The organism is uncultured Brevundimonas sp. (genome assembly GCF_963975535.1).
GTDB lineage: Bacteria > Pseudomonadota > Alphaproteobacteria > Caulobacterales > Caulobacteraceae > Brevundimonas.
Window position 1 is genome coordinate 130,351 of sequence record NZ_CAXBHE010000005.1, and the last position, 24,364, is coordinate 154,714.

Consider the following 24,364-nt stretch of genomic DNA (forward strand, 5'->3'; position numbering starts at 1 on the left):
GCCCCCCGGCATCATCCCGGGTCCGGAACGGTCCCCCGGGCCCGCCAGTTAAGGTTTTGTTAAGCATTATCCCCGGTTTCAACAGGCGCTACCGGTCAGGCCGGCAGACCCGCTCCGGGCCGTGGACAAGGCCGGTTCCGGGCAGGACAGACGTGGTTCTGTCCCCGCCATCCCGGGGCCCAGCTACCTGCCTCCATTCTTTTTCGAATCTTTTATAAGAAGGGTAGGCAGGGCGAGGCTTGAGCGAACCGGGTCCGACCCGTAAAGCCCAATGCATGACGAACCCCATGCTGCTTCGCGTACTCCAGGGTGAGACCACGGCCCGGCCACCGGTGTGGTTCATGCGTCAGGCCGGGCGCTACCTGCCGGAGTACCGGGCGCTGCGGGCGACGACCCCGGATTTCATCTCGTTCTGCCTGACACCCGAGAAGGCCGCCGAGGCGACCCTGCAGCCGATGCGGCGGTTCGGTTTTGATGCGGCGATCGTCTTCGCCGATATCCTGCTGATCCCCCGGGCCCTGGGCCAGAAGGTCTGGTTCGAGGCCGGCGAGGGTCCACGACTGGGGGCGATGCCGCCGGTCGAGGCCATGCGCGATCTGACCGAAGGGGCCGGCGAGGCGCTGAAAGCGGTGGGTCAGACCCTGTCTCTGGTGCGGGCGGCGCTGGATGCGGACAAGGCGCTGATCGGCTTTGCCGGGGCCCCGTGGACGGTGGCCACCTATATGCTGGACGGCGAGGCCCGCAGCATCGGCAAGGGCGAACGGGCCACAGCCCGGACCTATGCCTATGCCGATCCCGAGGGGGTCGACGCCCTGCTGGCGGTGCTGGTCGAGGCCACGGCCCACTATCTGAAGATGCAGGCCGACGCCGGGGCCCAGGTGCTGAAGATCTTCGAGAGCTGGGCCGAGGGCCTGCCGGAGGATCTGTTCGAGCGGCTGGTGCTCAAACCGCATCAGGCGCTGGTGCGGCGGGTGCGCGAACTGGGCGTGACCGTGCCCCTGATCGGTTTTCCGCGTGGTTCGGCGGCCCTGGCCGAACGCTATGCGCGCGAGACGGATTTCCAGGCGGTGGCGCTGGATACCGCCTGTCCGCTGGAGATCGGGCAGAGGGTGCAGATGATCAAGCCGATCCAGGGGGCACTGGACCCCCTGTTGCTGCGGATCGGCGGGGACGGGCTGGACCGGCGCGTCGATCAGCTGCTCGAGGCCTGGGGCCAGGGGCCGTGGATCTTCAATCTCGGCCACGGTATCCTGCCGGATGTGCCGATCGCCCATGTCGAGCAGGTGCTGAAGCGGATCGGGGCGCAATGACCCGGGGCGGCGGACGGCGTATCGCGGTGGTGGTGTTCAACCTCGGCGGCCCCGACAGCGCCGCGACGGTGCGCCCCTTCCTGTTCAACCTGTTCAACGACAAGGCGATTATCGGCCTGCCCGCCCCGTTCCGGACCCTGCTGGCCTGGTGGATTTCGTCGCGGCGGGAAAAGCCGGCCCAGGCCAATTATGCGCTGATGGGCCCGCAGTGGAACGGCGGGTCGCCGCTGTTGCCCCAGACGCTGGAGCAGACGACCGCGCTGGAAGCAGTGCTGGGCGAACGCCTGCCGGGCGATACGGTGCGGGTATTCACCGCGATGCGCTACTGGCATCCGATGACGGCCGAGACCGTCACCCGGGTGACGGCCTGGACGCCGGACCAGCTGGTGCTGCTGCCGCTGTATCCGCAGTATTCGACCACCACGACCGCCTCGTCGGTCAAGGCCTGGACCGAGACCTACCGGGGGCCGGGCGTGACCCGCACGGTCTGCTGCTATCCGCAGGCACCGGGCTGGATCGAGAGCCAGGCCGCCGCCATCCGGGCCTGCCTCGAAGAGGCCGGTAACCGGCCGATGCGGGTGTTGTTTTCAGCCCACGGCATTCCCGAGCGTCTGGTGACCCAGAAGGGTGATCCCTATCAGGAACAGGTCGAGGCCGGTTGTGCCGCGGTGGCGGCCCGGGCCGGACTGACCGACTGGTCGATCTGCTACCAGAGCCGGGTCGGACCGATGACCTGGCTGGGGCCGTCGACGCCGGAGGCCATCTGTCAGGCGGCCGTGGACGGGGTCGGGGTGGTGATCGCGCCGATCGCCTTTGTCTCCGAACATATCGAGACCCTGGTCGAGCTGGACATCGAATACGCCGAGCTGGCGGAACAGGTCGGGGCCCGGCCCTATCTGCGCGTACCGACCCCGGGAACCGCGGCCCCCTTCATCGAGACCCTGGCTGAGGCGACGGTGCAGGCCCTGGACCGGACCGGCACGGCCCCGTTCGGCCCGGGCTGCCAGGGGGACCGGGCGGCCTGTCCCTGTCAGGCGGAGCGACGCGCGGCATGAGTTTCGACACCTTCAACCTCGTGCGGGGCCTGCATATCCTGGCGGTGATCGCCTGGATGGCGGGCATGCTGTTCCTGCCGCGTCTGTTTGCCTATGACGCCGAACAGGCAGGCCGGGCCGAGCCCCTGCGCTCGGAAATGCAGACCCTTCTGCGCGAATGGCAGCGTCGCCTGCTGAAGATCATCATCAATCCGTCGATGATCGCGGCCTGGGTGTTCGGCGTCTGGTTGATCCTGATCCATGTCTACACCTTCGGCGAGGGCTGGGCCTTTCTGGCGCAGCCGTGGATGGCGACCAAATTGCTGGCGGTGACCGCGCTGAGCGCCTGGCACGGCTTTCTGGCCGGAGAATTCCGCCGCATCGGGGCCGGCACCTCGGTGCGGACCGGCCGCTTCTGGCGCATGACCAATGAGATCCCGTTCCTGATCGCCGTGATCGCCGTGCTGTCGGTGACGGTTGAATGGAGGTTCGGCTGAGCCGTCCCGCTTGACCTGACCGGGCCGGCGTGGTTTCGCTGGCGGCGAGCCGTCCCACATCTGTCCGGGGCGGCCCCTCTCTCCTGCGACGCCCGTGGCCCTGTGCCCGGGACGACCCGTCGCCTCTCCTGCCGGCCGCGAGGCCAGACATCGCCAAGCCCGCCCCGACCCCGCTGCTCGCGGGCCCTCGCGGTCGCGCGCAGACCTGTAAGACCATGACCGACCAGACCGACACGCCCGACATTGAAACCGCCGTCGAGACTCCGGAGGCGGAAGCCCCCGACGTCGACAACCACGGCAAGCGCGAGGTGTCGGCCACGGACCTGCCGCTGGTCGACCAGGAGTCGGACGACGAGGACGACGACGGCGAGTCGATCGTGCCCAATGGCCGCATCACCCTGCAGGAGCTGAACGACAAGACGCCGGCCGATCTGGTCGCCTTCGCCGAGCAGCTGGAGATCGAGAACGCCTCCAACCTGCGCAAACAGGACCTGCTGTTCGCCATTCTCAAGACCCTGGCGGACGAAGAGGTCGAGATCATCGCCTCGGGCGTGCTGGAAATCCTGCCCGACGGCTTCGGCTTCCTGCGCAGTCCCGACGCCAATTACCTTCCGGGTCCGGACGACATCTATGTGTCGCCGTCGCAGATCCGCCGCTTCGGCCTGCGCTCGGGGGATACGGTACACGGGGCCGTGCGCGGCCCGCGTGAGGGCGAGCGCTATTTCGCCCTGCTCAAGGTCGACACCATCAATTTCGAGGACCCGGAAACGGTCCGCACCAAGGTCCTGTTCGACAACCTGACGCCGCTCTATCCCGACGAGCGCTTCACCATGGAGATCCAGGATCCGACGCTGAAGGATCGCTCGGGCCGGGTCATCGACATCGTCGCCCCCCTGGGCAAGGGCCAGCGCTGCCTGATCGTCGCCCCGCCGCGGGTCGGCAAGACGGTGATGCTGCAGAACATCGCCAAATCGATCGAAAAGAACCATCCGGAGGTCTTCCTGATCGTGCTGCTGATCGATGAGCGGCCCGAGGAAGTGACCGACATGCAGCGCACGGTGAAGGGTGAGGTCATCGCCTCGACCTTCGACGAGCCGGCGACCCGCCACGTGGCCGTGGCCGAGATGGTCATTGAAAAGGCCAAGCGTCTGGTCGAGCACAAGCGCGACGTCGTCATCCTGCTGGATTCGATCACCCGCCTGGGCCGGGCCTACAACGCCACCGTGCCGTCGTCGGGCAAGGTCCTGACCGGCGGTGTGGACGCCAATGCCCTGCAGCGGCCGAAACGCTTCTTCGGCGCGGCGCGCAACGTCGAACAGGGCGGCAGCCTGACCATCATCGCCACCGCCCTGATCGATACCGGCAGCCGGATGGACGAGGTCATCTTCGAAGAGTTCAAGGGCACCGGTAACTCGGAAATCGTGCTGGACCGCAAGGTCGCCGACAAGCGCATCTTCCCGGCCATCGACGTGCTGAAGTCCGGCACCCGCAAGGAAGAGCTGATCACGCCGAAGGACCAGCTGGCCAAGACCTATGTACTGCGCCGCATCCTCAACCCGATGGGTCCGCAGGACGCGATCGAGTTCCTGCTCGACAAGATGCGCCAGTCGAAGAATAACGCGGACTTCTTCCAGTCGATGAACACCTGATCCGTCTACGGACGGGTTCATGTTTCACGTGAAACGGAGACAGCGGCGATGAAGGTCAATATCGAGATCGAGTGCGAGCCGGCCGAGGCGCGGGCCTTTCTGGGTCTGCCCAATGTTGAACCGTTGAACGACCATCTCGTCAGCGAGATGCAGCGGCGCATGGACGAGAACATGTCGGCCATGAAGCCTGAGGAGCTGATGAAAAACTGGACCAGCTTCGGCATGCAGGCCCAGGACCAGTTCCGTAAGCTGATGGAAACCGCCGCGGGCAGCGCGGCCAAGCCGTGAACCGGGTCTCCTCCCCACAGCGTGGGGAGGGGGACCGCGAAGCGGTGGTGGGGTGTGGTCCCCGGTCTTCCGTCGTCCGCCCCTCCGTCACGCCGCTGGCGCGTCGTGCCACCTCCCCATCGCTGCGCGACAGGGGGGAGACATGAGTTCCGACACCATCTTTGCCCTGGCCACGCCGCCGGGGCGCGGGGCCATCGCCATCCTGCGCCTGTCCGGTCCGGACGTGGACCGGGTCCTGTCGGCCCTGGGAGCCGGCGGCCTGACGCCGCGCATGGCCAGCCTGCGCAGCCTCAAACACGACGACGAGACGCTTGACCAGGCGCTGGTGCTGCGCTTTCCGGGGCCGGCCAGCTATACCGGCGAGGACTGTGCCGAACTGCATCTGCATGGCGGCCGGGCCGTGGTCGAGGCCGTGGCCGGGGCCCTGACGGCCCTGGGCCTGCGTCCGGCCGAGCCCGGCGAGTTCACCCGCCGGGCGTTCGAGCACGGGCGGATGGATCTGGCCCAGGCCGAGGCCGTCGCCGATCTGATCGATGCCGAGACCCGCAGCCAGCGGACCCAGGCCCTCGGTCAGCTGGACGGGGCCCTGTCGCGGACCTATGCGCAGTTCCGGGCCGATCTGCTGACGGCCCTGGCCCTGGTCGAGGCCGAGATCGACTTTCCCGACGAGGATGTACCCGACAATCTGGCGCGCAGCGCCGGACCGATCCTCGACCGGCTGATCGCCGACCTGAAGCGGGCCCTGGCCGACGCGGGGCGCGGCGAACGGGTGCGGGCCGGCTATCGTATCGTGCTGATCGGCGAGACCAATGCCGGCAAGAGCTCGCTGTTCAACGCCCTGGTGGCGCGGGAGGCGGCGATCGTCACCCCGGTGGCCGGGACCACGCGCGATGTGCTGGATGCGGAACTGATCATCGGCGGCTATGCCGTGACCCTGTCGGACACGGCCGGGCTGCGGCTGAGCGCGGATGTGGTCGAGGTCGAGGGTGTGCGCCGCGCCCGGGCCCGGGCCGAGGCGGCCGAGCTGCGGTTATGGGTGCGGGGTCCCGGTGACATCCCCGGCGAGGCAGCGGCCCTGGTCCGCCCCGGCGACCTGACTGTCCTGACCAAGGCCGATCTGGGCCCGGTGAGTGCGGAAGGTGCGGACACCGTGGTGGTCAGTACCACGACCGGGGCCGGGCTCGGGGCGCTGCACGACCGGATCGCGGCGCGGCTGAGGGCCGATCTGGCCGGGGCCGACTTCCCGGCGGTGACCCGCGAACGGCACCGACGGCGCCTGGTCGAGGCTTTGGCCGCGGTCGAGGCGGGCCGGGCGGCGCTGGACCGGGGCCCGGAGATGGCCGGCGACGATCTGCGCCGGGCCGCCGCCGCCCTGGGCCGGGTCACCGGCGCGATCGGTGTCGAGGACATCCTCGGCGAGGTGTTCTCGACCTTCTGCATCGGCAAATAGGTTTCACGTGAAACGCTGCGTCGGTGGCGTTTGCCCGCCTTTTCCCCTATGTCCCGCCCCATGAAGCTGAAGTTCGACGTCATTGTCATCGGGGGCGGACACGCCGGCTGCGAGGCCGCGGCCGTATCCGCGCGCGCGGGGGCCGACACCCTGCTGCTGACCCAGCGGCTGGACACCATCGGCGAGATGTCGTGCAACCCGGCCATCGGCGGTCTGGGCAAGGGCCATCTGGTGCGCGAGATCGACGCCATGGACGGTCTCATGGGGCGTCTGGGCGACGTGTCCGGCATCCAGTTCCGCCTGTTGAACCGGTCGCGCGGGGCTGCCGTCCAGGGTCCGCGCAGCCAGATCGACCGGCGTCTGTATCGTGAAGCGATGCAGGCCGAACTGGCGCAGACGCCGAACCTGAGCCTGCGCGCGGGGACGGCCGAGCGGCTGATCCTCGACGGCGACCGGGTGGTCGGTGTCGTTACCGGCGACGGCGACGAGATCCGGGCCGCCGCCGTGGTCCTGACCACCGGCACCTTCCTGAACGGCGTCATCCATCGCGGCGACGAACGGATTCCGGCCGGCCGTGACGGCGAGGCTCCGTCGACGGGACTGGCCGCCGACCTGTACGGTGCCGGGCTGCAGATGGGACGGTTGAAGACCGGGACCCCGGCGCGACTGGACGGGCGCACCATCGCCTGGGAGCGGCTGGAGATGCAGGCGGCGGACGCGACGCCGGTGCCCTTCTCCTTCCTGACCGACCGGATCACCGTGCCGCAGATCGCCTGCGGCATCACCCATACGACCGAAGCGACGCACCGGATCATCGCCGACAACCTCGGGGAAAGCGCCGTCTACGGCGGACATCTGACCGGGCGGGGCCCGCGCTACTGCCCGTCGATCGAGGACAAGGTGGTGCGGTTCGCCGACAAGACCAGCCACCAGGTCTTCCTCGAGCCCGAGGGGCTCGACGATCCGACCGTCTATCCGAACGGCATCTCGACCTCGGTCGCCCCGGCGACCCAGTCGGCCTTCCTGCGCACCATGCCGGGGCTGGAGGACGTGGCCGTGTTCCGCTTCGGCTATGCCATCGAATATGACTATGTCGACCCGCGCGAGCTGACTCCGGCCCTGGAGGTCAAGCGGCGGCCGGGCCTGTATCTGGCCGGCCAGATCAACGGCACCACGGGCTATGAGGAGGCGGGCGCTCAAGGCTTGATGGCCGGGCTCAACGCGGCCCGGGCCGCGTCCGGATCGGACCCGGTCGTGCTGGGGCGGGACCAGGCCTATATCGGGGTGATGATCGACGATCTGGTGACCCGCGGTGTGACCGAGCCCTACCGCATGTTCACCAGCCGGGCCGAGTACCGGTTGACGCTGCGCGCCGACAATGCCGATCAACGGTTGAGCCCGGTCGGAATCAATGCCGGAGTCGTCGGTCCGGACCGGCAGCGGCTGTTCGCGGCCAAGGCGGCGCAACTGGCCGAGGCGTCCGCCCTGGTGCGCGGGACCCGGTTCACGCCGAAGGAAGCCCAGGCCCTCGGGCTGAGCGTCAATGCCGACGGTCAGCGGCGGTCGATGCGCGATCTGCTGGCCTATCCCGGGGTCGATCTGACCGCGTTCGAGACCGCCTACCCGGCCACCGCCGGCTGGAGTCCGGCCGTGCGCGAACAGGTCGAGATCGATGCCGGCTACGCCAGCTATCTGGACCGGCAGGCCGCCGACGCCGTGGCCCTGCGCCGCGAGGAAGACCTGCAGGTGCCGTCCGACCTCGACTATGCCGCGATCGGCGGACTGTCGCATGAGATCCGCGAGAAGCTGACGCAGGTGCGGCCGCTGACCCTGGGGCAGGCCGGCCGGATCGAGGGCATGACGCCGGGGGCCCTGACGGCCCTGCTGTCGCACGTGAAAAAGACCCGGGTCGCCGCCTGATGCACGCACACCTCGCCGAGGCCGCGGCCGCCTTCCAGGCCCGGACCGGGGCCACGCCCGAACAGATGGCCGATCTGGAAGCCTTCCGGCAGGAGCTGGTGGCGGCCAATGCGGTGATGAACCTGGTCGGGCCCGACAGCCTGCCGGACTTCTGGAACCGTCACGTCTATGACTCGGCCCAGCTGCTGGAACACGCACCGGAGGCCCTGACCTGGGCCGATCTCGGGGCCGGGGCCGGGTTTCCGGGTCTGGTGCTGGCCATCCTGCTCAAGGGGCGGCCGGGCGCGCATGTCTGGCTGATCGACAGCCTGGGCAAACGCTGCCGTTTTCTCGAGATCGTCGTCGCCGATCTGGACCTGCCGGCGACGGTGATCAATGGCCGGGCCGAAACCCAGTCCCTGGCGGTCGACGTCGTCACCGCCCGGGCCCTGGCCCCGCTGGAAACCCTGCTGGGTTATGCACAACCGTACATCAAGCGGGGGGCGAAAGGCCTGTTCCTCAAGGGTGAGAAGGCGGAAGTTGAGCTGGCGACCGCGCGCCAGTCCTGGCGGGTCGACGCCGCCCTGTCCGTGTCGCGCAGTGATCCGCGTGGTCGTCTCGTAGAAGTCCGGAGTCTTCGCCGTGTCCCCTGACAGTCAAAGCCCGCGCAAGACCCGGGTGCTCGCGGTGTCCAACCAGAAGGGCGGGGTGGGCAAGACCACCACGGCCATCAACCTCGGCACCGCCCTGGCCGCGATCGGCGAGAAGGTGCTGATCGTCGACATGGACCCGCAGGGCAATGCCTCGACCGGTCTGGGTGTTCCACGTGAAACACGGCGGATCACCATCTATGACGTGATCGTCGACGGTCGGGCCGTCGATGAGGCCGCGGTCGAGACCACGGTGCCGGGCCTGCATATCATCCCGGGCGACAGCGACATGTCGGGGGTCGAGATCGAACTGGCCCAGGCCGATCGCCGCTCGTACCGCCTGCGCGATGCGCTGCAGGGCCAGGGCCGCGACGGACATACCCGGTATGACTATGTGCTGATCGACTGCCCGCCGTCGCTGAACCTGCTGACCCTGAATGCGATGAGCGCCGCCGACGCCGTGCTGGTGCCGTTGCAGTGCGAGTTCTTCGCGCTGGAAGGCCTGAGCCAGCTGATGAAGACGGTCGAGATGGTGCGTCAGAGCCTGAATCCGGCGCTGGAAATCCAGGGCCTGGTGCTGACCATGTTCGACCGGCGCTCGACCCTGTCCGGCCAGGTGGCCGCCGATGTGCGTGCCCATTTCGGCGACAAGGTCTATGACGCGGTGATCCCGCGCAACGTCCGCGTGGCCGAGGCGCCGTCGTTCGGCAAGCCGGCCCTGATCTACGATCTGAAATGTGCCGGCAGCCAGGCCTATCTGAAGCTGGCCCGGGAAGTCGTGGGGCGCGAGCGCCAGCGCCGCCTCCAGCCCGCCTGAACCCATGCAAGAAAACGGAACCGATAGAGTGTCAGAACGTCAAAGAGGCCTGGGGCGCGGATTGTCGGCCCTGCTGGGTGAACAGATCAGCGAAAGCGTTTCCGTCAGTGGCGGGGTCACCCCGGGCGGCGTCCTGATGGTGCCGGTCGAGAGCCTGAAGCCCAATCCCGACCAGCCCCGTAAACAGTTCGACGCGGCCGAGCTGGACGAACTGGCCGCCTCGATCCGCGACAAGGGGGTGCTGCTGCCCATTCTGGTGCGGGCCCAGCCCGGCGAGGACGGGATGTGGCAGATCATCGCCGGCGAGCGGCGCTGGCGCGCGGCCCAGCTGGCCCGGCTGACCGAGGTGCCGGTTCTCGACCGGCCGATGGACGATCTCGAGGTGCTGGAAGTCGCCATCATCGAGAATGTCCAGCGTTCGGACCTGAACCCGCTGGAAGAGGCCAATGCCTATGCCCTGCTGATGGAGCGGTTCGGCCGCACCCAGGACGCGGTGGCCGGGATCGTCGGCAAGAGCCGCAGCCATGTGGCCAATACGCTGCGCCTGCTGCAGCTGCCGGAAGGTGTGCTGGAGCATGTTCTGGCGGGGCGGCTGTCGGCCGGCCACGCCCGGGCCCTGATCACCGCGCCGGACGCGGCGGCGCTGGCGGAACAGGTGCTGGCCCAGGGACTGAATGTGCGTCAGGCCGAGGCCCTGGCCCGGCAGGCGGCGGCCGGACCCAAGCCGGCCCGGGTCGGCAGCGAGCGCGACACCGGTGGCAATGCCGATGTGGCGGCGCTGGAGCAGGACCTGGCCGATGCCCTGGGCCTGAAGGTCCAGCTGGTCGACCGGCGCGGCAAGGGTGAGCTGACGATTCGCTACGCCAGCCTGGAGCAGCTGGATGACCTGTGCCGACGGTTGATGCGGTCCTGAGCCGGGACGTGCTATGGTGGCGTCATGACTGACAAGATCCCGACCCCCGAATCCGCCGCTGACGCCCTGAAGCGTGTGCTCGCCGCCAAGCGCGGGGCACCCGCGGCCCATGCCGGGTTCGACGGCGGCAAGGCGGGCGAGCGGGTCATCGCGGCCAAGAACGTCGCCCTGGCCAAACCGGCCTTCCGCAAGGCCTCCAAGCGGGGCTAGCCTGTTTTGGCATCCGGTCGATCGACCTGGAGCCAAAAAAAGGGCCCGGCTTCAATCGGGAGCGAAATCTGAGCTGCGCCGGCCCTTCGTCCAGCACGACCGATTTGTGCCTAGAGGCCCAGTCGCCGCGCCCGCGCCGCGATTTCCAGCAACAGACGTTCCGCCAGCAGGGCATCGGGTGACCCCGTGGTCTTGGTGGCGACGTCGGCCGTATTGATGCTGTCCAGCACCCGGTCGAGATCCTCCAGGCGCCAGTTGCGGGCCTGGCGCAGCATTTCGCCCTCCTGTTTCCAGAAGACGCCGGCGGCCTTGGCCGCCTCCTTGGCGTTGGCCCCGTTGGCCTGCAGCACATTGATGCGCCGCAGCCTGCCCAGATGGATCGAGGCCTGACGCACGGCCATGACCGGGCTTTCGCCCTCGGCCAGGGCCCGGCGCAGGCCGGCCTGGGCCGGGGCAGGGCGGCCACCGAAGGCCTGGAGGGCCGCATCCTGCAGCGAGGCGTCGGGTTCGACCCCGAGGTGGGCCTCCAGCTCCTCGACATCGATGGTCCGGCCCGAGCCGGGGCCGATATAGAGGGCCAGACGCTCGATTTCCTGACGCATCAGGCCCCGCTCGCGCGGCAGACGGCCGACGAAACGGTCGAGCGCGTCCGAGGTCAGCCCGACCTTGTCGGCAGCCAGGGCCTCGCGCGTCATCCGCGCGACATCCCCGGTCTCGTCCTCGTAGCAGACGATGGCGGCGGCCCCCTTTGCCCCCTCGGCGGCCTTGCGCAGGGCCGAGTCGCGGCCCAGAACGCCCGCCTCGATGACGAGGACGGCGTCCGGATTGTAGCCACCGTCGGCGTGGACCTTGAGCGCGGCGGCCAGCATCTTGTCGATCGCCGACTTCTCGGCCGACAGTCGCACCCGCACGAGACGACGGCCGCCGATCATCGACAGGGCGGTCAGGGCCTCGTCCAGACGGGCCTCGTCACCGTCGATGTCGCTGTCGGTCAGCAGGGTGACATTGAAGGGGTCGTTGAGATCCGGTGTGATGGCGCGGCACAGGATACCGGCGCGCTCGCCGACCCCGGACCGGTCCTTGCCGTGGATCAGAACCGCCCGGATCGCCGGGTCGGGCCGGGCCAGGAAGCGGTCGATCTCGGGGCGTTTCGACAGGATCACGGCTGCGGGGGCGTCCCCGACAGCGCGCGCAGCAGATTGAGGCGGATGCGGCGGGCGAGGGCGGCCGCGGCCCGGTCCTCGCCGTCCTGCTGGGCCGCGATGGCGGCATAGGGCTGGTCGGCCGCCGCATAGGTGGTGGTGACGACCTCGACCCCGCCCAGCGGCGTGCCGCCGGTGACGGGTGTCAGGGTCCAGGCCCCGCGGACCGTCAGCTCGTAGCGGGTCGCCGTGTCGTCGATGCGACGGCCGAGCGGCCGACGGGACTGCTCAACGACGGTTTCCAGTCGCCACAACGGCGGCCGGCTGCCGTCGTGGGCCAGCACGTCGTCGAGCTGTTCGCGCAGGCGGTAGCCGAGCCGGTCGTCCGGGGTCGAGACGGTGATGCGCGACAGGCCGGAACCGGCCCCGGCGTCCCCGTACAGGGGCGTAAAGCCGCAGCCGGACAGGGCCAGACACAGCAGCGGGGCCGCGACCAGCAGGGCGAGCGGACCCCGCATCAGCCGACGACCAGATTGACGATGCGATCCTTGACCACGATGACCTTGCGAACCGAGACAGCGTTGCCCGACAGATAGGCCTGAATGACGGGATTGGCGAGGGCGGCGGCCTCGACATCGGCGTCGGCGGCCCCGCGGGCCATGGTGATCTCGCTGCGGCGCTTGCCGCTGATCTGGATCGGCAGGACCACCTCGTCGTCGGCCGCGAGGGCAGGATCCCATTCGGGCCAGGGCGCGTCGAGCACGAGGCCGGTCTCACCCAGGCGTGTCCAGCATTCCTCGGCCAGATGGGGCGTGAAGGGCGCAACCAGCCGGGCCAGGGCCGACAGGGCCTCGCGCCGGGCGGTGCCGCCCGCCTTGTCGTGGGTCCGCACCGTGGCGACGAAGGCATACAGCTTGGCGATGGCCGAGTTGAAGCGGAAGCCCTCGACCCCTTCGGTGACGGCGCGGATGGCCTTGTGGGTCTCGCGGCGCAGGGCCGTGTCGGCGGCGGCGTCGCCCGGACGGTCGGGGTTGAAGCCGTCGAACTCGGCCCAGACGCGCTGGACGAAGCGGGACGCGCCCTCGACGCCGCCCGTGGTCCACTGCACGTCGCGCTCGGGCGGGCTGTCGGACAGGACGAACAGCCGCCCGGCGTCGACGCCCCAGGTCCCGACGATCTGTTGCGGGGCGACGACGTTCTTCTTCGATTTCGACATCTTCTCGATGTCGCCGATGGTCAGGGCCTCGCCGGTGGATATCTGGCGCGCCGAGCGCTGGCCGCCGTCATGGGCCAGGTCGACATCGGTGGGCTCGACCCACTGGCCGTCGGCGCGGCGGTAGGTCTCGTGGACCACCATCCCCTGGGTGAACAGGCCGGCAAAGGGTTCGCGGACGTTCATCAGGCCGGCGTCGCTGAGGGCCCGGCTGATGAAACGGGCGTACAGCAGGTGCAGTACGGCGTGCTCGACCCCGCCGATATACTGGTCGACCGGCAGCCAGTGGTCAGCGGCGGCCCGGCTGATCGGTTCGGCCGCGGTCGGGTCGGTGAAGCGGGCGAAATACCAGCTGGAGTCGACAAAGGTATCGAGGGTGTCGGTCTCGCGTGTCGCCGCCTCGCCGCAGGTCGGGCAGGTTACATGTTTCCAGGTCGGGTGGCGGGCCAGCGGGTTGCCGGGCACGTCGAAGGTCACGTCCTCGGGCAGGACGACCGGCAACTGGTCGGCCGGAACCGGCACCACGCCGCACGACGGGCAGTGGATGATCGGGATCGGGCAACCCCAGTAACGCTGACGGCTGACGCCCCAGTCGCGCAGGCGATAGATGGTCGCGCCCTCACCCCGGCCGGCAATCTCGATGCGGCCGATGGCCTCGACCTTGCCCGCCTCGATCGACAGGCCGTCGAGGAAGCCGGAGTTGAACAGGGTGCCGGGACCGACATAGGCCTCGTCGGTGACGGTGAAATCATCGCCCGCGCCCTCGGGCCGGACCACCGGCAGGACCGGCAGGTCGTATTTGCGCGCGAAGTCCAGATCCCGCTGGTCATGGGCCGGGCAGCCGAAAATCGCCCCGGTACCGTACTCCGACAGGATGAAATTGGCGATCCAGACGCTGATCTCGCGGCCGTCGAAAGGATGGATGACCTTCAGGCCGGTGTCCCACCCGATCTTTTCGGCCTGTTCGATGTCGGCCTGGGAGGCCCCGCCCTTGCGGCATTCGGCGACGAAGGCGGCGACGCGGGGATCAGTTTCGGCCAGGGCCCGGGCGATCGGATGGTCGGGCGCGATGCCCATGAAGGCCGCCCCGAACAGGGTGTCGGGCCGGGTGGTGTAGATGTCGAGCCCCTCGGGGGCGGCGGCCGGGGCCGTGCCGGCCCAGGCGAAGGTCATCTGCAGGCCCTTGGACCGGCCGATCCAGTTTTCCTGCATCAGCCGGACCTTGTCGGGCCAGCGGTCCAGATCGGCCAGGCCGTCGATGAGATCGTCCGCATACTGGGTTATGCGAAGAAACCATTGATTGAGCTTGCGTTTTTCGACGGTTGCCCCGGAGCGCCAGCCCTTGCCGTCGATGACCTGTTCATTGGCCAGCACGGTGTTGTCGACCGGATCCCAGTTGACCACCCCGTCCTTGCGATAGACCAGGCCCTGTTTGAACAGTTCGAGGAACCAGGCCTGTTGCTGGCCGTAATAGGCCGGGTCGCAGGTGGCGAACTCGCGTGACCAGTCCAGCGACAGGCCCAGCAGTTTCAGCTGCTCGCGCATCGTCGCGATATTGGCCCGGGTCCAGTCTCCGGGATGCACGCCCCGTTCCATGGCGGCATTCTCGGCCGGCATGCCGAAGGCGTCCCAGCCCATCGGGTGCAGGACGTCGAACCCCTGGGCCCGTTTGGACCGGGCCACGACGTCGCCCATCACATAGTTACGGGCATGGCCCATGTGGATGTTGCCCGACGGATAGGGAAACATCTCCAGCACATAGTATTTGGGCCGGCCGGTGCCGGCCGTCGGCATGGAAAAGGCGTCGGCGGCCTGCCAGCGCGCCTGCTGGCGGGGTTCGGTGATCTTGGGCTCGTAGCGGGCCACGGATTATCCTGAAGAGGGCTCTCCAGGGAGGTGGCCTGAGAGAGGCTTTGGAAAAAGTGGGCCTCAGCCCGCGTTGGACAGGTTCAGCTGACGCGCCTTGGTGAGGATCGCATTCTCCAGATCGGTCTCGGTCTGGGGAGCCACCGGCGCGGCGGTCCACTCACCGGCGGCGTTGCGGACCTCCTTGGTCACGGTGACGTTCAGGGCGTCGGCGCGCAGGCGCGTGTCGAGGATGAAGACCGTGGCCTTGAAGCGCTCGTTCGGCGACTGGGGGTCGGTGTACCAGTCATAATTGACCACGCCGCCCCAGGGGTCGGCCGTCATCAGGGGCATGAAGCTGAGAGTGTCGAGGGTGGCGCGCCACAGATAGGCGTTGACGCCGATTCCGCCCTGGGCGTCGGCCCTCGGGGCTTTGGGGCCCAGGCCGGGCAGGTGCACGCCGCCACAGCCCGAGAGCATCAGGCCGGAAGCGATCAGGGCGATCGCAGCGCCGCGAACCAGGACCATAGGGATTCTCCGTTCAGAAGTGGACGCCGAACGCATCACCGAAGGACTCAGGATGCGCGCCGACGGCCCCGCGCTTGAGGTCAGGCGCCGCAGCGACGTTGTATAACACGGTGAAAAGGGGCGATGACAAGGCGAAGTCACGGGCGAAGTCACGGAGATTGCTGCTCCGGAGCCTCACAACGACCCCCCTGGAGGGGGGCGGCGGGGCCGGATCGCCCGCCACGCGAGTCATTTTCGGCCAATTCACGTGACGCTTGAGCCACAGGCGTCGACAGAGTCTGGCGCCGGGGCCATTGAAACCCCACCTTCCGTTGACCCCAAAGACCGCTGGTGTCTTATTCAAGGGGTGCTCCGGCCGTTCCGGCCCGGGCTCTAACATCGCCGCCCCGACTCACCGGCGCGGACTCAGGATCGAATATGCAACGGTACGTGGTCATTGCTGCAGTCATCGGAGGTCTGGCGGTTCTCGCCCTGGCTGACGACGCCTCGGCCCAGACCACCCGCACCCGCGCCCCGGTCGTGACCCTGTCCGAGGCCGGCACCGCCCGCACGGCGACGACCCCGCCGCGCCGCGGCCTGCAGTTCAACGAAAGCGGTCGCTGGGGCCTGAATTTCAACCTCAGCCAGCCCGTCGGTCGCGAAGCCGACTGGGGCGATGTCGAGGCCGGGGCCTATTACCGGATCAATCCGCGCCTGCGCGTCGGTGCCGCTGCGGGTCTCGCCGCGCCGGAGGCCGATCCCGGGCGTCTGTCCGAGACCGACCGCCGCGCCGCGCCGCGCTTCCGGCTGGAATCCATCTTCAAATTCTGACCCCGTGGCCGAAGGCTGCCTGGATCGACGCCACGCCGGCCAGGCCACAGGCCCCGGACCCCCTCAGGCTGTCCGCATTGTCGGCGCTGAGTCCGCCCAGGGCGTAGACGGGCACCGGCGCGTCGCGCACGAGGGCGGCGAAGGCCGTCACGCCCAGAGCCGAACGGTGGGCCGAGGCCCCGCCCGCGGCGAACACCGGGGACAGCACCGCGGCCGACAGGGCGCGGGCCCCGGCCAGGCTGGTGGCGGAATGGACCGCACCGGTCACCTGCCAGCCCGGATGCCGGCGGCGCAGGTCGTCGGCCCGGTCGAGCGCCCGTTCCGGCAGATGCACCCCGTCCGCTCCCACCGCCTGTGCCAGATCGGCGTCGAGGCCGATCAGCAGCCGAACGCCCCGTGCCGCCGTCAGGCGACGCAGCCGCTCGGCCACGGACCGGGCGTCGGCCGCCCCGAAGCTGCGATAGACGACCGCGGCACCCGGCGGCAGGGCCGCCGCCGTCAGCCAGGGTTGCGGGGTGCGCACCGGGTCGGTGAAGAACAGCAGGGCCGGCCGGCCGGGATCACGGCTGACTCCGGCGGCGGCGCGGGCTAGACCGGTGGCGGCCCCCCACAGGGTTTCGGCGTCCGCGGACAGGATCATGACCCCTTCTTTGCCTGCTTCCCCGTCGGCGTCCACGTCGATCGACGGCATCGCCGCGCGCCTGGCCGGGGTGCAGGCCGGAATCGTCGCAGCCTGCGCCACGGCCGGCCGTGATCCGGGGGCGGTGACCCTGACGGCGGTGTCCAAGACCCAGCCACCCGACGCGATCGACGCCATCCTCGCCGCCGGGCAGCGGGTGTTCGGGGAGAACCGGGTGCAGGAGGCCCAGGGACGGTGGCGCGCGCGGCGGCCGGACCTGCCTGATCTGGAATTGCGACTGATCGGGCCGCTGCAGACCAACAAGGCGGCCGAGGCGCTGGCGCTGTTCGAGGTGATCGAGACCCTCGACCGCGAAAAACTGGCCCGGGCCCTGGCCAGGGCGGCCGAAACCAGCGGGAAGACGCCGCGCGTGCTGGTCCAGGTCAATACCGGGGCCGAGCCGCAGAAGGCCGGGGTGCCGGTCGACGGGGTCGACGCCCTGATCGGCGTCGCCCGCGACCTGGGCCTGATCGTCGAGGGCCTGATGTGTATTCCGCCGGTCGCGGACGATCCGGTGCCGCATTTCGACCGGCTGGCCGCACTGGCCCGGCGCAACGGCCTGGCGGGGCTGTCGATGGGCATGAGTGCCGACTATGAGGCGGCGATCGCTCGGGGGGCGACCCATGTGCGGGTCGGATCGGCCCTGTTCGGGGAACGAAATGCGCCCTGAAACAGCTCTAAAGACAATCAATGCCCGAAATCGCGCGTCCAAGCCTTGGCGCGGGGGGCAAGCCTCGCCATTCTTGTGACATGCCCACGCCCAGAACCCTGCTGATCATCGACGATGACGACGACCTCCGCGAAGCCCTGGCTGAACAGCTGGCGCTGCATGAGGAGTTCCGTACCGTCCAGGCCGCCAACGCCACGGACGGCATCCGTCTGGGCCGCGAGGTGCGGGCCGACCTGATCCTGCTGGACGTCGACCTGCCGGACATGGACGGCCGCGACGCCTGCCGCGAACTGCGCAAGGCCGGGGTCACCACTCCGATCATCCTGCTGACCGGCCAGTCGTCGGAGGCGGATACGGTGAAGGGGCTGGAAGCCGGGGCCAATGACTATGTGACCAAGCCGTTCCGGTTCGCCGTGCTGCTGGCCCGGATTCGCGCCCATCTGCGCAGCCACGAACAGTCCGAGGACGCCGTGTTCCGCATCGGCCCCTACGAGTTTCGCCCGGCCGGCAAGATGATGATCGACGAGAAGGGCCGCAAGATCCGTCTGACGGAGAAGGAAACCAGCATTCTCAAGTACCTGTATCGCGCCGGAGCCAAGGCGGTGATGCGCGAGGAGCTGCTGGCCGAGGTCTGGGGCTATAACGCCGGGGTCACCACCCACACGCTGGAAACCCACATCTACCGGCTGCGCCAGAAGATCGAGCCCGAACCCGGCCAGGCCCGGCTGTTGTTGACCGACACGGGCGGCTACCGGCTGCAGCCGTAGATCAGACGTCGAGGTCCATGGTGATGGGGGCGTGGTCGCTGGGCTGGGTCCAGGCGCGCACGGGTTCGTGAATCCGGGCGCTGCCGGGGACCACGGCCGGGGTCAGGCCCGGCGAGGTCCACAGGTGGTCGAGGCGCAGGCCGCGGTTGGATTTGCGGAAATCGGCGGCGCGATAGCTCCACCAACTGGCCAGTTTGGCGGGTTCCGGGTTCTGGTCACGGATCACATCGGCGAAGCCGCCGGCGGCCTGCAGCCGGCGCAGGGTCTCGACCTCCAGCGGCGTGTGGCTGACGATCTTCGACATATAGCGGTGGTTCCAGACGTCGTTCTCGCCCGGCGCGATGTTGAAATCCCCGGCCAGGACCAGCGGGCGCTGTTTGTCGCGGCCGGCCATCTCGCCGGTCAGTCGCTCGTAGAAGTCCATCTTGTGATCGAATTTCGGATTCTCGATCCGGTCCGGCACGTCGCCGCCGGCGGGGATGTAGAAATTCTGCACCTCGACGTCATCGACCATCACCCCCACGCAGCGGGCATGGCCCTCACGGCAGACATCGAGCGTCGGGGCCTCGGTGATCGGCTTGCGGCTGGCGATGGCCACGCCGTGCCAGCCTTTCTGGCCGCCGATCTTCAGATGGGGCAGGCCCATGGCCTCGAAGGCGGCACGGGGGAACTGGTCCTCGAGGCATTTGATCTCCTGCAGGCACAGGACGTCGGTTCGGGACTCGGTCACGAAGCGCGCGACCTGGTCGATGCGCAGGCGGACGGAGTTGATATTCCAGGTGGCGATACGAAGCATGGGGGCATCCTTAGTGGGGCCGCGGTCAAAAGGCTCCGCCTTTTCGACCCGACGCGGCCCTGGCGCTTCGCACAGGCTTTGCGTTCAAGCAGCGAGCCGTCGCGCGGCGAGCGTTAGCGCTCCGGGTATCGGCCGGACAAAAAAGCGCCCGGCGGGGGGCCGGGCGCCTTGAGGTCAGTGTCTGTCGCATCGTCGGGACGGGGATGAAATCCCGAACGGTCAGGGCAACTTGCGCCACCCTGTGTTCAAAGTGTCACGTCACAGGAAAAAAGTCAAAGGCCACGCCGCGACCCCTAGCGACGCCCGGCCCGGCGGGTCGGGTCGCGCAGGGTGAACAGACTGGCCGCCAGGTTGGGCTCGTTGACCAGGCTGGTCAGCTGGGTCCGGGTGCGACCGCCCTGGGCATCGGTGATCGTCCATTCCTGCAGCCGCACGGGATTGCCGGCGAAGGCGAGGATGACCGAGCCCTCGTTCGGCTTGTCGGAGTCGCGGGCGGTGATGGCGAAGGCCCCCGAGGCCATGCGGGTGACGCGGTCGATGCGCACCCCCTGGTCGAGGCGCACATTGCGCGCCAGGAAGGTCGACAGGGGTGTGGCCCCCAGCGGCACCTGGCGGAACACGTTCAGGCGCGGATCATAGCGTTTGACGTTGTTGCCGTCGGACACGACCAGCAGCCCGGCCGGATCGGTGTATTCGAACCGCATCTTGCCGGGACGCTGCAGCCAGAACCGGCCGGTGCGACGCTGGCCGCCGGGCGCGGTCTCGACGAAGTCGCCGCGGGCCGAGGTCAGATTCTGCAGATAGGCCTGGGCCTGGGCCAGGGTGGCGCGATCCTCGGCCGAGAGTCCGGCCTGGGCCGTGGCGGGCAGGGCCGCCAGCGACATCAGGGCGGCGGATCCAAGGGCAGCAGACCCAAGGGTGAAGGTGCGGCGTGAAACGGTCATCAATGTCTCCCGTTCGGGACGGTTGGCTGGAGCAGTCTATATGGGGGGCCGGCTTGTCGAAGCCATGTCGCGAGCCTGACCATATTCCGGCGGTGGGATGAAGCGTCGTTCATCGCCGGTTGGTCCCGGGCGGCCGTCTGGTGCCGTCCGGACCTGTGCCCTAAGACCGGGGGGAGCAGGGAGTTCCGAACGATGACCATGACGACGTTGCGCACCTGGGCCGTGATCGGCCTGATGACCGCGTCCCTGCCGGTGACGGCGCTGGCCCAGTCCGGGGCGCGAACGCCCTATCGCCAGACGCCGGCGGTTCTGGCGCAGCTGACCGATGTGCCGATCCCCCTGGATGCGCCGGGCCTGGGTGCCGACCGCACCGAATTCACCAGCCAGGCGGAGATGGAAGCCCATCTGCGTGGCCTGAAGGCGCGGGTGCCCGGCCTGTATCTTGGCTCGCTGGGTCAAACGTCCGGCGGCCGTGACCTGCCGTGGCTGGTGTTCACCGCCGAGGGGGTGCAGGACCTGGCCGCGGTGCGCCGGCTGAACCGCCCGATCGTCTGGCTGATGGGCCAGCAGCACGGCAATGAACCGTCCGGCGGCGAGGCCATGCTGGCCCTCGCCTCGGCGCTCGCCGACGGGGAGCTGGCCCCCCTGCTGGACCGGATCACCGTGGTGATTGTGCCGCGCATGAACCCGGACGGGGCCGAGGCCTTCACCCGCCGCACCGGCCTCGATTACGATCTCAACCGCGATCATCTGCTGGCGACCCTGCCGGAAAGCCGCGGCGTCCAGGCGGCCATGGTCCTGCTGCCGCCCGATGTGGTGGTCGACGCCCATGAATACGGGGCGTCCAGCCCGTTGCAGCGGTTCGGCCGGCTCAACGCCGCCGACCAGACCATTCTCGATGCGACCCATCCCGGGGTGCCCGCGGGCGTGACCCGGCTGGCGCGGACGACCTTTCTGCCGGCCATGGAGGCGCGGCTGCACGGGTCCGGGCTGAGTTCATCGGTCTATCTCAGCGGCATGCCGGCCACCGGTCCGCTGGTCACCGGCGGCACCTCGCCGGGGATTTCGCGCAACTATTACGGCCTGACCGGGGCGGTCTCCTTCCTGCTGGAGTCGCGCAACGGTGGCGGGCGCGAGGCCTATCAGCGCCGGGTCGCCAGCCACTATCTGGCGGCGGCGGGCCTGCTGGAGGCCGCGGCGGCTGACGGACCGCGCCTGCGCCGCACCGTGGCAACCGCCCGGCGGGCCATGGCCCGGTCGCGGGCCCCGCTGGCGGTGGCCTATGAGCCGCCGGTCCTGCCCGCCGTCCTGCCGCTGATGGATTCCGAAACCGGTGCGCCGAGTGCCGAGGCCATCGAGTTGCGCGATTCCCGCCAGTTGCGCGTCACCGAGACGCGCCGCCGGCCGCGCGGCTATCTTCTCGCCCCGGAGGCCGGCACGGCGATCGCGGCGCTGGAGATCAAGGGGATCCACGTCTGTGCCGCCGCGCCGCAGACGGCGGCCACCGAGGCGTTTCATGTCACCCGGACCGAGCCGATCACCCGCCAGACGCGTGAAGCCAGCACCCTGACCGAGGCCCTGCAGGTGCGACTCGAGGCGCGCAACGTCGCAGTGGGGGCCGACTGGATCTGGGTGCCGATGAACCAGGCGGGCGCGTCGGTGATCGCCGCCTCGCTGGAGCCGGACTCGGTCGGCAGCCACATCCACGTCGGCCTGGTGCCGGTGGCCGAGGACGGGATCGCGCCGGTCTATCGGGTGGTCCAGCGCACACCGCGGACCACCGGTCCCTGCTGAGGCCTCAGGCTTCCGTCACGCCATCGGCGGCGGGCCGGCCAGTACGTCGCGCTTGCCGGCGTGGTTGGCGGGGCTGACCACGCCTTCCTGTTCCATGCGCTCGATCAGGGTGGCGGCGCGGTTGTAGCCGATCTGCAGCCGGCGCTGGACGTAGGAGGTTGAGGCCTTGCGGTCGCGGGTGACCACGGCCACGGCCCGGTCGTACAGGTCGTCGCCGGTCGAGATGCCCTCGTCGCCGAACGCATTGTCGCCGTCGCCGTCCGGGTCGTCGGTGACCAGGTCCAGATAGTCGGGCTCGGCCTGGGCGCGCAGGTGGGCGCAGACCTCCTCGACTTCCTTGTCGTCGACGAACGGGCCGTGCAGGCGGGTGATGCGGCCGCCCCCGGCCATGTAGAGCATGTCGCCCTGGCCCAGCAGCTGTTCCCCGCCCTGTTCCCCGAGGATGGTGCGGCTGTCGATCTTGGAGGTGACCTGGAAGCTGATCCGGGTCGGGAAATTGGCCTTGATCGTGCCGGTGATCACGTCGACCGACGGGCGCTGCGTCGCCATGATCAGGTGGATGCCGGCGGCGCGGGCCATCTGGGCCAGACGCTGCACCGCCCCCTCGACGTCCTTGCCGGCGACCAGCATCAGATCGGCCATCTCGTCCATCACCACGACCAGATAGGGCAGGGGTTCGGGCCGGATCTTCTCGGATTCGTAGACGGGGCGGCCCTGGTCGTCGAAACCGGTCTGGACCGTGCGTTCGAAATGCTCGCCGCTGGCCTGGGCCGCGCGGGCGCGGTCGTTGTAAGAGGCGATATTGCGCACGCCGAGCTTGGACATGCGCCGGTAGCGGTCCTCCATCTCGCGCACCGTCCATTTCAGGGCGACCACGGCCTTCTTGGGATCGGTGACCACCGGGGCCAGCAGGTGCGGAATGCCGTCATAGACCGACAGCTCCAGCATCTTGGGGTCGATCATGATGAAGCGGCATTCGGCGGGACTGAGCCGGTACAGGATCGACAGGATCATCGCATTGACCCCGACCGACTTGCCCGAGCCGGTGGTGCCGGCGATCAGCAGGTGCGGCATGCGCGCCAGATCGGCGACATAGGGCTCGCCACCGATGGTCTCGCCCAGGGCCAGCGGCAGCAGATGCGCCGGCTTGTCGTATTCGGCGCTGGCCAGCAGGTCGCGCAGATAGACCGTCTCGCGCTTGGCATTGGGCAGTTCGATGCCGATGGCATTGCGGTTGGGCACGACCGAGATGCGGCAGGCGCGGGCCGACATGCTGCGGGCGATGTCGTCGCTGAGGGCCACGACGCGGCCGTGTTTGACGCCGGGGGCGGGCACCAGTTCATACAGGGTGACGACCGGGCCGGGCCGGATCTGGTCGATCGAACCGCGCACGCCGAACTCGGCCAGCACGCCTTCCAGCATCTTGGCGTTCTGCTTCAGCGCCTCCTCGTCGACCGAGGCCACGCGCTTGGGCGGCTTGGTCAGCATCGACAGCGGCGGCAGGTCGAAATCGCCCTTGGGCCGGACGAAGTCGAAGGCGGCCTGTCCGTCCTCGACCGCCCGTTTCGACGGTTTGGCGGCCTTGGTGGTGGCGACCCTGGGCTCGGGGGCCGAGCGGGCGGGCACGGGTGCCGGCGCGGTCCAGGGCGGAGTCGGATCGTCGTCGGCCGCCAGCTCGGGCTCGGGGCGGGGCCGCGGGCGGCGCGCGGCGCGGGCGGCCGGGGCGGCGACCGGGGCGGGACGGCGCAGGCCCCGGGCCCAGGCCGCGCCCTCGCCCAGGTCGGCCAGCCGCAGGCCGACGGCATAGCCGACGCTCCACAGGCCCAGCGGCAGGAACAGCAGGGCGGCATAGATGGCTCCGCCGGGGATGCGCAGGGCGGTCAGGGCCGAGATCAGCAGACCGCTGAGACCGTCACCCCACAGACCGCCGAGTCCGGTGGCCAGTGGCCAGGCGGCGGGGGCGGCCAGGGCCGACAGGCCGGCCGACACGGCCAGGACCCCGGCGGTGGCAGCCAGCGCCTTGATCGGGGTCGGCTTGAGTCTTTGCTGGATGGCGTCACCGATGGCCCCGGCCAGGCCGAAGGCGACCAGCAGAAGGGCGGCGGGCCAGGCGGCCAGGCCCAGCGACTGCATGGCCAGGTCGGCGAACAGGGCCCCGTTGGCCCCCAGCCAGTTGGACGGGGCCTGGCTGGAGGCGGCATTGAGGCTGGGGTCGGCCGGGTTCCACGACACCAGCGCCACCGTCAGCAGGGTCGCCAGCAGGGCCTGAAGCACGCCGCGGAACCGCACCACGAACGGCGCGTCCCAGAGGATGCGGGCACTGTCGAAGGCGCGCTGGCCGAGGACGAGGGCGGCGGACATGGCGAGGCGATCCCCGGGAAACAACAACTGACCCTCCTTGTCGCCCGGGCAGGGTTAAGAGGCTGTTTACCAGCCCCGGATCGGCCGTGGATTTCGGC

At 69.3% G+C, this 24,364-nt stretch carries 23 protein-coding genes; 15 read left to right on the forward strand and 8 right to left on the reverse strand.

Features of this window, described 5'->3' with window-relative positions; genetic code table 11:
* Positions 1–275 precede the first annotated feature (275 nt).
* The 11 genes from hemE (at position 276) to AACZ75_RS08820 (ending at position 10,717) form a co-directional block, all read left to right on the forward strand.
* On the forward strand, positions 276–1,310 hold the full coding sequence (hemE, locus tag AACZ75_RS08770) for a uroporphyrinogen decarboxylase (RefSeq protein WP_339872468.1): 1,035 nt from the start codon (positions 276–278) through the stop codon (positions 1,308–1,310).
* Complete coding sequence (gene hemH / locus AACZ75_RS08775; protein ID WP_339872469.1) at positions 1,307–2,365, forward strand: ferrochelatase; 1,059 nt, start codon at positions 1,307–1,309, stop codon at positions 2,363–2,365. Before hemE ends, hemH begins: the two co-directional genes overlap by 4 nt.
* Positions 2,362–2,841, forward strand: a complete 480-nt coding sequence (locus AACZ75_RS08780; protein ID WP_339872470.1) for a CopD family protein — start codon at positions 2,362–2,364, stop codon at positions 2,839–2,841. The genes hemH and AACZ75_RS08780 overlap by 4 nt, the downstream gene beginning before the upstream one ends.
* A gap of 215 nt (positions 2,842–3,056) precedes the next feature.
* Entirely contained in the window at positions 3,057–4,490 is a 1,434-nt protein-coding gene (gene rho / locus AACZ75_RS08785; RefSeq protein WP_339872471.1) for a transcription termination factor Rho, read from the forward strand.
* Positions 4,491–4,538: 48 nt separating this feature from the next.
* On the forward strand, positions 4,539–4,778 hold the full coding sequence (locus tag AACZ75_RS08790; protein WP_339872472.1) for a DUF6489 family protein: 240 nt from the start codon (positions 4,539–4,541) through the stop codon (positions 4,776–4,778).
* Positions 4,779–4,920: 142 nt separating this feature from the next.
* Entirely contained in the window at positions 4,921–6,228 is a 1,308-nt protein-coding gene (gene mnmE, locus AACZ75_RS08795) for a tRNA uridine-5-carboxymethylaminomethyl(34) synthesis GTPase MnmE (RefSeq protein ID WP_339872473.1), read from the forward strand.
* A gap of 60 nt (positions 6,229–6,288) precedes the next feature.
* The gene (gene mnmG, locus AACZ75_RS08800) at positions 6,289–8,148 is read left to right on the forward strand and encodes a tRNA uridine-5-carboxymethylaminomethyl(34) synthesis enzyme MnmG (RefSeq protein WP_339872475.1); all 1,860 of its coding nucleotides are present in this window, start codon (positions 6,289–6,291) and stop codon (positions 8,146–8,148) included.
* Positions 8,148–8,780, forward strand: a complete 633-nt coding sequence (rsmG, locus tag AACZ75_RS08805) for a 16S rRNA (guanine(527)-N(7))-methyltransferase RsmG (protein WP_339872476.1) — start codon at positions 8,148–8,150, stop codon at positions 8,778–8,780. The genes mnmG and rsmG overlap by 1 nt, the downstream gene beginning before the upstream one ends.
* Positions 8,770–9,594, forward strand: a complete 825-nt coding sequence (locus AACZ75_RS08810) for a ParA family protein (protein WP_339872478.1) — start codon at positions 8,770–8,772, stop codon at positions 9,592–9,594. The genes rsmG and AACZ75_RS08810 overlap by 11 nt, the downstream gene beginning before the upstream one ends.
* Before the next feature lie 28 nt (positions 9,595–9,622).
* A complete protein-coding gene (locus AACZ75_RS08815; RefSeq protein ID WP_339872479.1) occupies positions 9,623–10,507 on the forward strand; it encodes a ParB/RepB/Spo0J family partition protein in 885 nt (294 codons plus the stop codon).
* 24 nt (positions 10,508–10,531) lie between these two features.
* Positions 10,532–10,717, forward strand: a complete 186-nt coding sequence (locus AACZ75_RS08820) for a hypothetical protein (RefSeq protein WP_339872480.1) — start codon at positions 10,532–10,534, stop codon at positions 10,715–10,717.
* 110 nt (positions 10,718–10,827) lie between these two features.
* On the opposite strand, the gene holA is transcribed toward AACZ75_RS08820, so the two are convergent.
* From holA to AACZ75_RS08840, 4 genes are all read right to left on the reverse strand, one after another.
* Positions 10,828–11,880 (reverse strand): DNA polymerase III subunit delta, encoded by a 1,053-nt coding sequence (holA, locus tag AACZ75_RS08825; protein ID WP_339872481.1) that lies wholly within the window; start codon positions 11,878–11,880, stop codon positions 10,828–10,830.
* Complete coding sequence (gene lptE / locus AACZ75_RS08830) at positions 11,877–12,377, reverse strand: LPS assembly lipoprotein LptE (protein WP_339872482.1); 501 nt, start codon at positions 12,375–12,377, stop codon at positions 11,877–11,879. The genes holA and lptE overlap by 4 nt, the downstream gene beginning before the upstream one ends.
* Positions 12,377–14,938: a leucine--tRNA ligase gene (gene leuS, locus AACZ75_RS08835; RefSeq protein ID WP_339872483.1), complete on the reverse strand. Its 2,562-nt coding sequence runs from the start codon at positions 14,936–14,938 to the stop codon at positions 12,377–12,379. Before leuS ends, lptE begins: the two co-directional genes overlap by 1 nt.
* A gap of 63 nt (positions 14,939–15,001) precedes the next feature.
* Positions 15,002–15,445, reverse strand: a complete 444-nt coding sequence (locus tag AACZ75_RS08840) for a DUF3576 domain-containing protein (RefSeq protein ID WP_339872484.1) — start codon at positions 15,443–15,445, stop codon at positions 15,002–15,004.
* Positions 15,446–15,862: 417 nt separating this feature from the next.
* On the opposite strand from AACZ75_RS08840, the gene AACZ75_RS08845 reads away from it, so the two are divergent.
* Positions 15,863–16,255 carry an NtrZ family periplasmic regulatory protein gene (locus AACZ75_RS08845; protein WP_339872485.1) on the forward strand — a complete coding sequence of 131 codons (393 nt, stop codon included), beginning with the start codon at positions 15,863–15,865 and terminating at the stop codon, positions 16,253–16,255.
* Here AACZ75_RS08845 and AACZ75_RS08850 read toward each other — a convergent pair.
* A complete protein-coding gene (locus AACZ75_RS08850) occupies positions 16,245–16,895 on the reverse strand; it encodes a thiamine phosphate synthase (protein ID WP_339872486.1) in 651 nt (216 codons plus the stop codon). The two genes, AACZ75_RS08845 and AACZ75_RS08850, sit on opposite strands and share 11 nt — an antisense overlap.
* On the opposite strand from AACZ75_RS08850, the gene AACZ75_RS08855 reads away from it, so the two are divergent.
* Together AACZ75_RS08855 and AACZ75_RS08860 are read left to right on the forward strand one after the other, a co-directional pair.
* The gene (locus tag AACZ75_RS08855; RefSeq protein WP_339872487.1) at positions 16,894–17,604 is read left to right on the forward strand and encodes a YggS family pyridoxal phosphate-dependent enzyme; all 711 of its coding nucleotides are present in this window, start codon (positions 16,894–16,896) and stop codon (positions 17,602–17,604) included. The genes AACZ75_RS08850 and AACZ75_RS08855 overlap by 2 nt on opposite strands.
* Positions 17,605–17,684: 80 nt before the next feature.
* A complete protein-coding gene (locus tag AACZ75_RS08860; protein WP_339872488.1) occupies positions 17,685–18,371 on the forward strand; it encodes a response regulator transcription factor in 687 nt (228 codons plus the stop codon).
* A gap of 1 nt (position 18,372) precedes the next feature.
* Here AACZ75_RS08860 and AACZ75_RS08865 read toward each other — a convergent pair whose 3' ends face one another.
* Positions 18,373–19,167: an exodeoxyribonuclease III gene (locus AACZ75_RS08865; protein WP_339872489.1), complete on the reverse strand. Its 795-nt coding sequence runs from the start codon at positions 19,165–19,167 to the stop codon at positions 18,373–18,375.
* A gap of 293 nt (positions 19,168–19,460) precedes the next feature.
* Positions 19,461–20,111: an outer membrane lipoprotein carrier protein LolA gene (locus AACZ75_RS08870; RefSeq protein ID WP_339872490.1), complete on the reverse strand. Its 651-nt coding sequence runs from the start codon at positions 20,109–20,111 to the stop codon at positions 19,461–19,463.
* 192 nt (positions 20,112–20,303) lie between these two features.
* Between AACZ75_RS08870 and AACZ75_RS08875 the strand changes: the two genes are divergently transcribed.
* Positions 20,304–21,905 carry a M14 family zinc carboxypeptidase gene (locus tag AACZ75_RS08875; RefSeq protein WP_339872491.1) on the forward strand — a complete coding sequence of 534 codons (1,602 nt, stop codon included), beginning with the start codon at positions 20,304–20,306 and terminating at the stop codon, positions 21,903–21,905.
* Between the two features lie 15 nt (positions 21,906–21,920).
* On the opposite strand, the gene AACZ75_RS08880 is transcribed toward AACZ75_RS08875, so the two are convergent.
* Positions 21,921–24,266: a DNA translocase FtsK 4TM domain-containing protein gene (locus AACZ75_RS08880; protein WP_339872492.1), complete on the reverse strand. Its 2,346-nt coding sequence runs from the start codon at positions 24,264–24,266 to the stop codon at positions 21,921–21,923.
* Positions 24,267–24,364 lie beyond the last annotated feature (98 nt).